This window comes from Bradyrhizobium sp. AUGA SZCCT0431 (assembly GCF_018131065.1).
Taxonomy (GTDB): domain Bacteria; phylum Pseudomonadota; class Alphaproteobacteria; order Rhizobiales; family Xanthobacteraceae; genus Bradyrhizobium.
The window spans coordinates 26047-39722 of record NZ_JAFCLR010000005.1 but is presented as its reverse complement, the minus strand read 5'-3'; the positions used below and the strand labels follow the sequence as shown (position 1 = coordinate 39722).

At 64.0% G+C, this 13676-nt stretch carries 11 protein-coding genes; 8 read left to right on the top strand and 3 right to left on the bottom strand.

What is annotated here, in order from left to right; genetic code table 11:
* Window positions 1-38: 38 nt before the first annotated feature.
* A complete protein-coding gene (locus JQ567_RS06015; protein ID WP_212437958.1) occupies window positions 39-953 on the bottom strand; it encodes a LysR family transcriptional regulator in 915 nt (304 codons plus the stop codon).
* A gap of 98 nt (window positions 954-1051) precedes the next feature.
* Here JQ567_RS06015 and JQ567_RS06010 point away from each other — a divergent pair, with 98 nt between their 5' ends.
* The 8 genes from JQ567_RS06010 (at window position 1052) to JQ567_RS05975 (ending at window position 10532) form a co-directional block, all read left to right on the top strand.
* Complete coding sequence (locus JQ567_RS06010) at window positions 1052-2548, top strand: CoA-acylating methylmalonate-semialdehyde dehydrogenase (protein WP_212437957.1); 1497 nt, start codon at window positions 1052-1054, stop codon at window positions 2546-2548.
* A gap of 120 nt (window positions 2549-2668) precedes the next feature.
* A complete protein-coding gene (locus tag JQ567_RS06005) occupies window positions 2669-3814 on the top strand; it encodes an isobutyryl-CoA dehydrogenase (protein WP_212437956.1) in 1146 nt (381 codons plus the stop codon).
* Window positions 3811-4887 (top strand): enoyl-CoA hydratase/isomerase family protein, encoded by a 1077-nt coding sequence (locus tag JQ567_RS06000; protein WP_212437955.1) that lies wholly within the window; start codon window positions 3811-3813, stop codon window positions 4885-4887. Before JQ567_RS06005 ends, JQ567_RS06000 begins: the two co-directional genes overlap by 4 nt.
* Before the next feature lie 33 nt (window positions 4888-4920).
* Window positions 4921-5808 carry a 3-hydroxyisobutyrate dehydrogenase gene (gene mmsB, locus JQ567_RS05995; protein ID WP_212437954.1) on the top strand — a complete coding sequence of 296 codons (888 nt, stop codon included), beginning with the start codon at window positions 4921-4923 and terminating at the stop codon, window positions 5806-5808.
* 153 nt (window positions 5809-5961) lie between these two features.
* A complete protein-coding gene (locus JQ567_RS05990; RefSeq protein ID WP_212437953.1) occupies window positions 5962-7695 on the top strand; it encodes an AMP-binding protein in 1734 nt (577 codons plus the stop codon).
* 3 nt (window positions 7696-7698) lie between these two features.
* Entirely contained in the window at window positions 7699-8178 is a 480-nt protein-coding gene (locus JQ567_RS05985; RefSeq protein ID WP_212412870.1) for a MaoC family dehydratase, read from the top strand.
* A gap of 68 nt (window positions 8179-8246) precedes the next feature.
* Entirely contained in the window at window positions 8247-9164 is a 918-nt protein-coding gene (locus JQ567_RS05980) for an SDR family NAD(P)-dependent oxidoreductase (protein ID WP_212437952.1), read from the top strand.
* 129 nt (window positions 9165-9293) lie between these two features.
* A complete protein-coding gene (locus JQ567_RS05975; protein WP_212437951.1) occupies window positions 9294-10532 on the top strand; it encodes a TIGR03862 family flavoprotein in 1239 nt (412 codons plus the stop codon).
* Window positions 10533-10630: 98 nt separating this feature from the next.
* Here JQ567_RS05975 and JQ567_RS05970 read toward each other — a convergent pair whose 3' ends face one another.
* Together JQ567_RS05970 and JQ567_RS05965 are read right to left on the bottom strand one after the other, a co-directional pair.
* Complete coding sequence (locus JQ567_RS05970; RefSeq protein ID WP_212437950.1) at window positions 10631-11713, bottom strand: D-TA family PLP-dependent enzyme; 1083 nt, start codon at window positions 11711-11713, stop codon at window positions 10631-10633.
* Between the two features lie 147 nt (window positions 11714-11860).
* Window positions 11861-13672: an ABC-F family ATP-binding cassette domain-containing protein gene (locus JQ567_RS05965; protein WP_212437949.1), complete on the bottom strand. Its 1812-nt coding sequence runs from the start codon at window positions 13670-13672 to the stop codon at window positions 11861-11863.
* Between the last annotated feature and the right edge of the window lie 4 nt (window positions 13673-13676).

Below are 13676 nucleotides of genomic sequence, written 5' to 3'. Positions count from 1 at the left end.
GTTATGGGTCCCGGCCTTCGCCGGGACGACACGTGGCTTCACCGCCCGCTGAACAGCGCGCGTTCGCCTTCCACCGTCTCATAGATGTAATCCGCGACCGCCCGGATGCGCGCCAAGTCCTTGCTGTCGGCGTGCATCAGCAGCCAGAACGTCCGCGAGATCGTGACTTCGCCTGGCAGCACCGGACGCAGTTCCGGATGCGCCGTCGCCATGAAATGCGGCAGCACGGCGATGCCGAAGCCGGCGATGGTGGCGTTGAGCTGGGCGATCAGATTGGCGCTGCGGAATTTTGCGGAGATCCTTGGGCTAACCTGCGGCAGATAATCCAGTTCCGGCGTGAACAGCAGTTCCTCGATGTAACCGACGAAGCGATGCGCGGCGAGGTCGCTGCGCCCGGTAATCCCGGGCGCGCGGTCGAGATAGGCGGGGGCGGCATAAAGTCCGAGGCTGTAGTCGAGCAGCTTGCGCCCGACGATCCGGCCTTCCTTCGGCATCGTCAGGCTGATCGCAATGTCGGCCTCGCGCTTGGACAGGCTGAACAGCCGCGCGGTGGCGACCAGCTGCAGGTCGAGATCCGGGTAGCGCTCGACGAATTTTACGAGGCGCGAGGCCAGGAAGTGGCTGCCAAAGCCGTCGGGCGCCCCGATCCGCACCGTACCGGTCAGATGCGCGCGCGAGCCGCCGACCGCCTCCTGGTTGGCGACGATGGTCGATTCCATCGCCTCCGCGCTGTCGGCGACGCGCTGGCCGGCCTCGGTCAGCAAATAGCCGGTTTTGCGCCGATCAAACAGTTTTGCGGACAGATGCCGTTCCAGCCGGTCGACACGCCGGATCACTGTGGCATGATCGACCCCAAGCTGTTTTGCGGCAGCGGATACCGTTCCGCCGCGCGCAATCGCCAGCAGAAAACGGAAGTCATCCCAATCGATCGTACCGCCGCCTTGATCCAGCATTTCCGCACATCTATGGTGCAATTTATCAGACTTGTATCCTAGGAAATGCGGGTCAAAAAGGTCTCAAAGCGATCCAACCGGGTCTAGGGAGAAGATTCATGCGTTCAATCGGACATTTCATCGGCGGCAAAGAGGTCAAGGGCAATTCGGGCCGGACGGCCGACGTTTTCGAGCCGATGACCGGCGACGTCCAGGCCAAGGTGGCGCTGGCTTCCAAGGCCGAGGTTCGCGCCGCCGTCGAGAACGCCAAGGCGGCCCAGGTCGAGTGGGCCAACACCAACCCGCAGCGCCGCGCGCGCGTGATGATGAAATTCGTCGAACTGGTACAGCGTGATTACGACAAACTCGCTGATTGCCTTGCGCGTGAGCATGGCAAAACCGTTCCCGACGCCAAGGGCGATATCCAGCGCGGACTCGAAGTCGCCGAATTTGCTTGCGGCATTCCGCATCTGATGAAGGGCGAATACACCGAGGGCGCCGGCCCCGGCATCGACATCTATTCGATGCGGCAACCATTGGGAGTGGTCGCCGGCATCACGCCGTTCAATTTCCCGGCGATGATCCCGATGTGGAAATTCGCGCCCGCGATCGCCTGCGGCAACGCGTTCATCCTGAAGCCTTCCGAGCGTGATCCCGGCGTGCCGATGATGCTGGCGGCGCTGATGATCGAGGCGGGACTTCCGCCCGGCGTGCTCAACGTCGTCAACGGCGACAAGGAAGCGGTCGACGCCATCCTGGACGATCCCGATATCAAGGCGATCGGCTTTGTCGGCTCGACGCCGATTGCGCAATACATCTACGAGCGCGCCGCGCAGACCGGCAAGCGGTGCCAGTGTTTCGGCGGCGCCAAGAACCACGCCATCGTCATGCCCGATGCCGACATGGACCAGGCCGTCGATGCCCTGATCGGCGCCGGCTACGGCTCGGCGGGCGAGCGCTGCATGGCGATCTCGGTCGTGGTGCCGGTCGGCAAGACCGCCGCCGACCGTCTGATGGAAAAGCTGATCCCGCGCGTGGAGTCGCTCAAGATCGGCACCTCGGTCGATCCGTCCGCCGATTACGGCCCGCTGGTGACGCGCGAAGCGGTCGAGAAGGTGAAGAGCTACATCGATATCGGCGTCAAGGAAGGCGCGACGCTCGCCGTCGATGGCCGTGGTTTCAAGATGCAGGGCTACGAGAACGGATTCTATCTCGGCGGTTCGCTGTTCGACAACGTCACCAAGGACATGCGGATCTACAAGGAAGAGATCTTTGGCCCCGTGCTGTCGGTGGTGCGCGCGCATGATTACAAGGAAGCGCTGGCGCTGCCGTCGGACCATGATTACGGCAATGGCGTCGCGATCTTCACCCGCGACGGCGACGCCGCGCGCGATTTCGCCGCCAAGGTCGAAGTCGGCATGGTCGGCATCAACGTGCCGATCCCGGTGCCGATCGCCTATTACACGTTTGGTGGCTGGAAGAAGTCCGGCTTCGGCGATCTCAACCAGCACGGCCCGGATTCGATCCGCTTCTACACCAAGACCAAGACCGTCACCTCGCGCTGGCCGTCGGGTGTGAAGGAAGGCGCGGAGTTCTCGATCCCGACGATGAATTGACGGTATAGCCCAGGCCGTCATTGCGAGCGCTGCGAAGCAATCCATATTGCCGCGAAAAGGAAGAATGGATTGCGTCGTCGCTTCGCTCCTCGCAATGACGACAGAAGTGAGCAGCCCAGAATGCATTTCGCACTCAACGAGGACCAGATTGCGGTTCGCGATATGGCGCGGGAATTCGCCGCGGAGAAAATCGCGCCGCATGCGATCCGCTGGGACGAGGAAAAGCATTTCCCGGTCGACGTGATGCGCGAGGCGGCAACGCTCGGCATCGGCGGGGTCTATATCCGCGACGACGTCGGCGGCTCGGCATTGACGCGGTTCGACGCCGCGCTGATCTTCGAGGCCCTGGCGCAGGGCTGCCCGACGGTGTCGGCGTTCATCTCGATCCACAACATGGCGTCCTGGATGATCGATGCCTATGGCAACGACACCCAGCGCCAGAAGTGGTTGCCGAAACTCTGCACCATGGAGCTGCTGGCGAGCTATTGCCTGACCGAGCCGGGCTCCGGATCGGACGCGGCTGCCTTGCGCACCCGCGCGGTGCGCGACGGCGATCATTATGTGCTCAACGGCCAGAAGCAGTTCATTTCCGGCGCCGGCAAGGGCGATCTGTATGTGGTGATGGTGCGCACCAGAGCCGACGGTCCCGGCGGCATCTCGACGCTGGTGATCGAGGGCGATACGCCCGGCCTCTCGTTCGGCGCCAATGAACGCAAGATGGGCTGGAACGCGCAGCCGACGCGTGCGGTGATTTTCGAGAATGCGCGCGTGCCCGTTGAAAATCGTCTCGGCGACGAGGGCATCGGCTTCAAGATCGCGATGGCCGGGCTCGACGGCGGCCGCATCAACATCGCGGCGTGCTCGCTCGGCGGCGCGCAAAATGCGCTCGACAAATCGCTTAGCTACATGAAGGAGCGCAAAGCCTTCGGCAAGCGCCTCGACGAATTCCAGGCGCTGCAGTTCCGCCTTGCCGACATGGCGACCGAGCTGGAGGCGGCGCGGACGTTTGTGTGGCGGGCCGCCGCCGCACTCGACCGCAAGGATGCTGATGCGACCATGCTGTGCGCGATGGCCAAGCGTTTTGGCACCGACGTCGGTTTCGAGGTCGCCAACCAGGCGCTGCAACTGCACGGCGGCTACGGTTACCTCAGCGAATACGGCATCGAGAAGATCGTGCGCGATTTGCGCGTACACCAGATCCTGGAAGGGACCAACGAGATCATGCGGCTGATCGTGTCGCGGAAACTGATCGAGGGCGCGCGATGACATCGGCTACCGAGGCGCCGGAGGGCGACCTGATCGCCCGGCGCGAGGGTTCTTGCGGCGTGATCCGGCTCAATCGGCCGAAGGCGATCAATGCCGTGACGCTGGAGATGTTTCGCGACGTCGACAAGGCGCTCGATCAGTTCGAGGCCGATCCCGCGGTCGCGGTGATCCTGCTGGAAGGGGCAGGCGAGCGCGGCCTGTGCGCCGGCGGCGATATCCGCGCGCTCTGGGAGAGTTCAAAAGTCGCCGGCGATCTCGGCAAGATCCTGTGGCGCGAGGAATACATCCTCAACGCCCGCATCAAGAAGTTCCCAAAACCCTATGTCGCCTTCATGGACGGCATCGTAATGGGCGGCGGCGTCGGGCTATCCGCCCATAGCAGCCATCGCGTGGTGACGGAGCGGACGAAACTGGCGATGCCCGAAGTCGGCCTCGGCTTTTTCCCAGATGTCGGCGGCACCTGGCTACTCTCGCATTCACCGGGCGAGATCGGAACCTATTTTGGCCTGACCGGCCAAACGATGAATGGTCCAGACGCGGTTAATGCGCGCTTTGCCGACGCGGTGGTGCCGTCGGCCAAATTGGCTGCGTTGCGCGAGGCGCTCACCAAAGTCCGGCCCGGAGCAACATCAGCCGAAATCAAGACCCTTATTGATGGTTTTGCGACCGGCGAGACCGCCGGTCCGGTGGCCGCGATGCAGGCAAAAATCGACAACTGGTTCGCCCATGACCGGATGGAAGATATCGTCGCCGCCCTGCAGCGCGACGGGTCGGAATTGGCGCTTTCAACGCTGAAGACGCTCGGCGAAAAATCGCCGCGCGGCATGGTGGTCACGCTGAAACTGCTTCGGCTGGCGCGGGCGTCGTCCTCGCTGGAAGAATGCCTGGTGCGGGAGTATCGCGCCGCGCTGGAAGTCTTTGCCAGCGACGATTTCCGCGAGGGCGTGCGCGCCGCCGTGATCGACAAGGACCGCAGTCCAAAGTGGTCGCCGCCGCGGATCGAGGACGTGACGCCAGCGATGCAGGCGCCTTATTTCGCCGAGATCGGCGCCGACGAACTCAGGTTCAACTGAAACAACAAGAACAGCTCACGCGGAGGATTCGAGATGGCAAATATCGCATTCATTGGCCTCGGCAATATGGGTGGGCCGATGGCGGCCAATCTGGTCAAGGCCGGCCACAAGGTCATCGCCTTCGATCTGGTCGAAGCGTCGAAGAACCAGGCCAAGAGCGACGGCGCCACCATCGCGGACAGCGCCGCGGCCGCGGTGAAGGGTGCGGATACCGTCATCACCATGCTGCCCGCGGGCAAGCACGTGGTCTCGGTCTGGACCGACGTGGTTCCGGCGATGGCCAAGGGTGCGCTGATCATCGATTGCTCGACCATCGACGTCGAGAGTGCCAAACAGGCGCATGCGCTGGCCGCCAAGCACGGCATGGCTTCGGTCGATGCGCCGGTGTCGGGCGGCACCGGCGGCGCCAAGGGCGCGACGCTCACGTTCATGTGCGGCGGCGAGGACAAGGCGTTCGGCGCCGCCAAGCCGGTGCTGGAAAACATGGGCAAGAAGATCGTGCATTGCGGCGGCGCCGGCGCGGGGCAGGCGGCCAAGATCTGCAACAACATGATTCTGGGCATTTCCATGATCGCGGTCGGCGAGGCCTTCGCGCTCGCCGAGAAACTGGGCCTGTCGCATCAGGCGTTGTTCGACGTCGCCTCGACCTCATCGGGGCAATGCTGGTCGTTGACGACCTATTGCCCGGTGCCGGGCCCGGTTCCGACCTCGCCGGCCAACAACGGCTACAAACCCGGTTTCGCCTCCAATCTGATGGTGAAGGATTTGACGCTGGCGCAGGACGCCGCCAACGCCGCGGGCGCCGCGACCCCTCTGGGCAAGCACGCGCAGGAGATCTACAAGGCGTTCGACGCCGCCGGCCATGGCGGGGTGGATTTTTCCGGGATTATCCAGCACGTTCGGAGTCTCGCCGGGAAGTGATGGTTGCCCCCGTAGCCCGGATGGAGCGCAGCGCAATCCGGGACAGCTTCATCAACTTGCGACCGGCCCCGGATTACGCTTTGCTCCATCCGGGCTACGAGACTCATCCGTTGATGACGGCGGGGAGCGTGGTGAAATCAGCCGGGACCTAACATGACGAGTTTCCAGGAAGCGCGCGCCTTTCTGCTCAAGCACCGCACCGACTACGACACCGCGGTAAAGGGGTTCCGCTGGCCGGACCCGGTTCCGTTCAACTGGGCGCTGGACTGGTTCGACGCCGAGCTGGCCTGCAATGCCGACAGCAAAGACCGTGCGGCGCTGTGGATCGTCGATGCCGGCAGCGACAAGGAGACAAAACTTTCCTTTGCCGCGCTGTCGCGTCGCTCCAACCAGGTCGCCAATTTCCTGCGCGCGCAAGGCCTGAAGCGCGGCGACCATTTGCTGCTGCTGCTCGGCAATGTGGTGCCGCTGTGGGAGACCATGCTGGCGGCGATGAAGCTCGGCGTCGTCGTGATTCCCGCGACCACGCTTCTGACCCCCGATGAATTGCGCGACCGCCTCGACCGCGGCCGGGCCAAGGTGGTGGTGGCCTCGCAGGATCAGGTCGCGAAATTCGCATCCCTCGGCAGCGAGGACCTGGTGCGCATCGTGGTCGGCGCGACATCGAAGCACGAAGGTTGGTTGCCGTTCGAAGAGGCCGCCAACGCCTCAGAAACTTTCGCCGCCGATGGCCCGACCAACGCCGACGACCCGATGCTGCTCTATTTCACCTCGGGCACCACGGCAAAGCCAAAGCTGGTGCGGCACAGCCAGCGCAGCTATCCCGTCGGCGCGTTGTCGACGATGTTCTGGCTCGGGCTGCAGCCGGGCGATGTGCATCTCAACATTTCCTCGCCGGGCTGGGCCAAGCATGCCTGGAGCTGCTTGTTCGCGCCCTGGAATGCCGGGGCCACTGTGTTCGTGGTCAATCAGCCGCGCTTCGATGCCAAGGCATTGCTTGCCACCATCGGCCGCTGCGGCGTCACAACGCTGTGCGCGCCGCCGACGGTGTGGCGGCTGTTCATCCAGGAGAAGCTTGCGGCCTTCAAAGTCTCCTTGCGCGAAGTCTGCGGCGCGGGCGAGCCGCTCAATCCTGAAGTGATCGATCAGGTCCGCACCGCCTGGGGCCTGACCATACGCGACGGCTATGGCCAGACCGAAACCACGGCGCTCGCCGGCAATTCGCCGGGCCAGACCGTCAAGGTCGGATCGATGGGCCGGCCGTTGCCAGGCTATCGCGTGCAGATCACCGACAATGATGGCCACGCCACCAAGGAGGGCGAGGTCACGCTGGTGCTCGGCGCGGATCGTCCGGCCGGCCTGATGCAGGGCTATCAGGGCGAGGACGGCAAGCTGAGCGGCGCCGATGGCGACCTCTATCGCAGCGGCGACGTGGTGTTCGCCGATGACGAGGGCTATCTGACCTTCGTCGGCCGTTCCGACGACGTGTTCAAATCCTCCGACTACCGCATCAGCCCGTTCGAACTGGAGAGCGTGCTGCTGGAGCATGAATCGGTCGCGGAGGCCGCCGTCGTGCCCAGCCCCGATCCGATCAGGCTGGCGATCCCGAAGGCCTATGTGCTGCTGGTCGCGGGCGTCGAGCGCACGCCGGAGACCGCGCTGTCGATCTTCAACCACCTGCACACGCGGCTCGCGCCGTTCAAGCGCATCCGCCGCATTGAGCTGGTGACCGAGCTGCCGAAGACGATTTCGGGAAAAATCCGCCGCGTGCAGTTGCGCCGGCTGGAGCATGACAACAACCGCAGCGATGCGCTGCGCGGAACGGAATTCCGCGAAGAACAGTTCCCGGAACTGCAGAAGGTGCGGACCGCCGGATCGGAGAGTTAGCGAATGAACGAAGTGTGGAAGAAGCCGCCAGTGTCTTTCGAAGCCTACCAGGCCATGGTCGGCAAGGAGATCGGCGTGTCGTCATGGCACCTGGTCGATCAGGCCAGGATCAATGTTTATGCCGATGTGATCGAGGACCACCAGTTCATCCATGTCGATCCCGAGCGCGCCAAAAAGGAAACCGCATTCGGCACCACCGTGGCGCACGGCTTTCTGACGATGTCGCTGCTGTCGATCATGTCCTATGAGGTGATGCCGGTCATCGAAGGCACCACGATGGGGGTCAACTACGGGTTCGATCGGCTGCGCTTCATGTCGCCGGTGCGTGCGGGTTCCCGCGTCCGCGGCCGTTTCACGCTGCTGGAGGCAATTTTGCGCAAGCCGAAGGAGCTGCAGTCGCGCACCAATGTCACCGTCGAGATCGAGGGTGAAGCAAAGCCCGCCTTGGTCGCCAACTGGCTTGGCTTGATCTATTTCGCTTAGTGCCTCCATCGTCATGGCCGGGCTTGTCCCGGCCATGACGAGAAAACCCACATCCAGGAATCTTACTCATGACAATCAGGTTTGACGGACGCGTCGCAATCGTCACCGGCGCGGGCAATGGTCTGGGACGGGCGCATGCGCTGGGGCTGGCCAGCCGCGGCGCCAAGGTGGTGGTCAACGACTTCGGCGGCGCGCGCGACGGCACCGGCGGCTCGCTGAGCGCGGCCGAGACCGTGGTCGAGGAAATCCGCAAGGCCGGCGGCACCGCGATGGCCGACGGTGCCGACGTCTCCAAGTTCGGACAAGTCACGGCGATGGTCGAGCGGGCCACGAAGGAGTGGGGCAGCGTTGATCTGTTGTGCGCCAACGCCGGCATCCTGCGCGACAAGTCGTTCGCAAAAATGGACATAGCCGACTTTGCCAAGGTACTCGATGTTCATCTCGTCGGTACGTTTTACTGCTGCAAGGCGGTGTGGGATGGCATGCGCGATCGCAATTACGGCCGCATCGTGCTGACGACCTCGTCATCGGGCCTGTTCGGTAATTTCGGCCAGGCCAATTACGGCGCCGCCAAAGCCGGCATGATCGGCCTGATGAACGTGCTGGCCGAGGAAGGCCGCAAGAACAACATCCGCGTCAACACCATCTCGCCGACCGCGGCGACGCGGATGACCGAGGAACTGTTGCCGCCGCAGGCACTGGCGCTGATGCGTCCCGAGGCGATTACGCCGGCGGTGGAATTCCTGCTCAGCGAGGACGCGCCGACCCGCACCATCATGGGCGCGGGTGCCGGCTCGTTCGCGGTGATCAAGGTCGTCGAAACCGAAGGCATCAACCTGGCCCAGTCCGACTGGACGCCGGACGCGATCGCGGCGAACTTTGCCGCGATCGGCGACATGTCCACGGCGAAGGCGCTGCAGGGTGCGTTCGAGCAGACGCAGAAGTATGTGGGGCAGGCCGCGGCGAGAGCGGGGATCAAGCTGTAACACTCGCCGTCATTCCGGGGCGACGCGAAGCGTCGAACCCGGAATCTCGAGATTCCGGGTCTGGTCCTTCGGACCATCCCGGAATGACGTTCTTTTTTGCGGTAGGCGAATCCGGCTTACACTCACGCCATGTCATCTCTACCCGCCAATAACATTGCCATCATCGGCGCCGGCCCCGCCGGCCTGATGGCCGCCGAAGTGCTCGCGCAGGGTGGTGCCGCTGTCACCGTCCATGACGCAATGCCGTCCGCGGGCCGCAAGTTGCTGATGGCCGGGCGGGGCGGGCTCAATCTCACGCACAGCGAACCGTTGCCCGCGTTCCTCGCGCGATACGCCGAAGCAATGCCGAACCTGAAGGCGGCCATCGACGCCTTTCCGCCACAGGCGCTGCGCGACTGGAGCGAGGCGCTGGGGCAACCGACCTTCGTCGGCTCCAGCGGGCGGGTTTTCCCAAAGGCGTTCAAGGCCTCACCGCTGCTGCGGGCGTGGCTGCGGCGGCTCGACTCGCAGGGTGTGAAACTCGCGCTGCGCCATCGCTGGACCGGTTGGAGCGAAGACGGCCGCCTCCAGTTTCAAACACCTGACGGACAGCGCGAGGTCGAAGCCAATGCGACGGTGCTGGCGCTCGGTGGTGCCAGCTGGCCGCGGCTTGGCTCTGATAGGACTTGGGTGGAAACGCTCGCCGCCAGAGGCGTCACGATATCGCCGCTGCGTCCAGCCAATTCCGGTTTTACCGTTGCATGGTCCGACATTTTTCGCGATCGTTTCGAGGGCCAGCCGCTCAAGGGCGTGGCACTGACGTTCGGAACGCGCACCGTTCGCGGTGAGGCCATTATCACCCGCACGGGCATCGAAGGTGGCGCGATCTATGCGCTCTCGGCGGATTTGCGCGAGGCCATCCTCAGCGCAGGGCAGGCGACGCTGCACATCGCGCTGCGCCCCGATCTGACGATCGATGAATTGACCGCGCGGCTCTCCGTGCCAAAGGGCAAGCAGTCCCAGTCGAACTTCCTGCGCAAGGCCGCGCATCTTTCGCCTGTTGCGATCGGATTGCTGCAGGAGGCGGCGAAGACATCCGGCGTCTCGTTGTCGTCGTTATTACTGGCTGATCTTGCACGGCTGATCAATGCCGTGCCGATCGAGCTCTCCGGCACAGCACCAATTGTGCGCGCTATCTCAACCGCAGGCGGTATTGCCTTCGACGAACTCGATGCCGACTTCATGATCCGCCGCTTGCCCGGCATATTCGCGGCCGGCGAAATGCTCGACTGGGAAGCGCCGACCGGCGGCTACCTGTTGCAGGCGTCGTTCGCAACGGGCGCGGCGGCGGGCAGGGGCGTGTTGAAGTGGCTCAGTCGGCGTTCGTAGGGTGGGCAAAGCGAAGCGTGCCCACCATCTTTGGATATCCATTTGATAGATGGTGGGCACGGCGCGAAGAACGCGCCTTTGCCCACCCTACGCGCGTATCACCGCAGCTTCCCCCGCGCGGCGACCGGCAGCGTCCCAAGAATCTCCTCGCCGCGGACCATCACCACCTCGTCCATCATGTTGACGACGACGCAGACGTGGTTGGGCACGATGCGCACGACGTCGCCGACGTTCGGGCGTGTATTGCTGCGGGTGAGGTCGAGGAAACCATGCTCCTCGGCGAAGCGCGCGATTTTCGCCTCGGGATGTTCGAGGATCAGGCCGTGGCCTTCCAGCCCGCCGCCGGTGTCCGACGTTAGTGTCTTGGAGCCGGCATCGAGGATGCCGCGATCCGGGCCGGCGCGGCTGACGACCGTCGAATAGATGCTGAGCGCGCAATCGTCCCAGCTGGCGACGCCGGCGGCGACCTGCATGCGGTCGTTGTAGATGTAGGTGCCGGGCCGATGCTCGGTGGCGCCCTTGAGCTTGCCGACGTTCTTCATGTTCGGCGAGCCGCCGGTCGACACCATCGTGGCGTCGAGGCCGTGGGCGCGGATACCTGCGAGGGCCTCATCGAAAAACTTCTGCGCCTCCGCCCAGCCGGTTTCGGTCGGGTACAGCATGAAGCCGGCGAATTTCAGTCCCTTGGAGCCCGCGATCTCGCGCGCCAGCGCAATGGCTTCAGCCGGGGTCTCGACACCCGCGCGTTTGCGCCCGGTGTCGCATTCGACCACCACCGACAGCGGCCGGCCGGATGCAGCGGCCGCTTGCGGCAGGCCCGCCACCACGACGGAATTGTCGCAGGCGACCGTCATGTTGGCCTTGCCCTGCAGCGCGCCGAGCCGGGCCATCTTTTCCTCGCCGATCAGATTGTAGCTGATCAGGATGTCGTCGATCCCGGCGTCTGCCATCACTTCGGCCTCGCCCAGTTTCTGGCAGGTGACGCCCTTGGCGCCGGCCTTGATCTGCATCGTCGCCAGCAAGGGGCTCTTGTGGGTCTTGATATGCGGCCGGTTGGCGACGCCAGCGGCATCGCAGGCCGCCTGGATCCGCGCGATGTTGCGCTCGACCCGGTCCATGTCGATCACGGCGGCGGGGGTGCCGTATTCACGGGCGATCTTGGCGGCGAGGGGTGTGGTCATTGTTTTACTCCAGTTCATCTCCGTCATTGCGAGCGAAGCGAAGCAATCCATGGTGCAGCAAAGCAAGTGTGGATTGCTTCGTCGCTTCGCTCCCTTGCGCAAACGCTTCGCGTTTGTCGCAGGCAATGACGGAAGGAAACATTAGCCTTAAGCCTGTTCAATCTCTTCACGCAGCACTTCAAGCTCCAGCCACTTGTCCTCGGCTTCCTGCAATTCCTTCTGCGCCTTTGTAAGCGCATCGGAGGCGGAATCAAACTTCTTGCGGTTCTTCTTGTAGAGATCGGTATCGTCAAGGATGCGCCGCTGCTTGGCGATCTCGGCTTGCAGCTTTGCCATGGTCTTGGGCAGCGTTTCCAGCGCGTGCTTCTCGTTGAAGTTCAGGCGCCGTTTCGGTCCGGTCGAAGGCGATCCAGCGGCAACCCTGGCTTCCCGTTTCTCCTCGGCGACCTTGACCGCCTCACGCTTCAAATCCGCGCCGCGCTGCGCCAGCATGTCGGTATAGCCGCCGGCATATTCGATCCAGCTTCCGTCGCCTTCCGGCGCGATCACCGAGGTCACCACGCGGTCGAGGAAGTCGCGGTCATGGCTGATCAGGATCACGGTGCCTTCGTAGTCGCCGAGCATTTCCTCGAGCACGTCGAGGGTTTCGAGGTCGAGATCGTTGGTCGGCTCGTCCAGCACCAGCAAGTTGGATGCCTTGGCCAATGAGCGCGCCAGCATCAACCGCCCGCGTTCGCCGCCGGACAATACTTCCAGCGGCGTGCGCATCTGCTCCTGCGCGAACAAAAAGTCTTTCATGTAGCTGACGACATGCTTCGGCTTGCCGCCGATCATGACGTGGTCGCTGCCGCCCCCGGTCAGGGCATCGGCCAGCGTCGATTTGGGGTCGAGGCTTTCGCGGTGCTGGTCCAGCGTCGCCATTTCGATATTGGCGCCGAGCCGGATCGTGCCGCTATCGGGCGGGCTGCCGCCGGTGAGCATGTCAATGAGCGTGGTCTTGCCGGCGCCGTTCGGCCCGACGATGCCGATGCGGTCGCCGCGCTGCACCCGGATCGAAAACCCTTCGACGATCTTGCGATCGCCAAACGACTTTCCGATATTCTTGGCCTCGATCACCAGCTTGCCCGACTTGTCCGCTTCGGCGGCGGCGAGGCTGGCATTCCCGGTCGCGCCGCGATAGGTCCGCCGCTGGTCGCGCAGGGCATGCAGATTGCCGAGCCGCTTGACGTTGCGCTTGCGGCGACCGGAGACGCCGTAGCGCAGCCAGTGCTCTTCGTTGACGATCTTGCGGTCGAGCTTGTGCTGGTCGCGCTCTTCCTCGGCCAGCACCTCGTCGCGCCAGGCCTCGAATGCGGAAAAGCCGCGGTCGATCTGCTTGATCTGGCCGCGGTCGAGCCAGGCGGTAGAGCGCGACAGGTTGGAGAGGAAGCGGCGGTCATGGCTGATGATGACCAGCGCACAGCGCCGGCTCTCCAGCTCGCCTTCCAGCCATTCGATGGTGGTGAGGTCGAGATGGTTGGTCGGCTCGTCCAGCAGCAAAATGTCGGGGGCGGGCGCCAGCACCCGTGCCAGCGCCGCGCGGCGCGCTTCACCGCCCGAGACATGGGCGGGATCTTCATCGCCGCTCAAGCCCAGCTGCTCGATGAGATAGCGCGCCTGATAATGGTCGTCGCCTGGATTGAGTCCGGCCTCGACATAGGCCAGCGTCGTCTTGTGCGCGCCGAAATCAGGCTCCTGCGGCAGATAGCGGATAGTGGCGCCGGGCTGCACGAAGCGGCTGCCGCTGTCGGGTTCGACGAGCCCGGCGGCGATCTTCAGCAGCGTCGATTTGCCGGAGCCGTTGCGGCCGATCAGGCACACGCGCTCCGCCGTCGACACGGACAACTCGACGCCTGACAACAGCGGCGTGCCGCCAAAGGTCAGCGCGATATCTTTCAACTGGATCAGCGGCGGCGCCATCGTT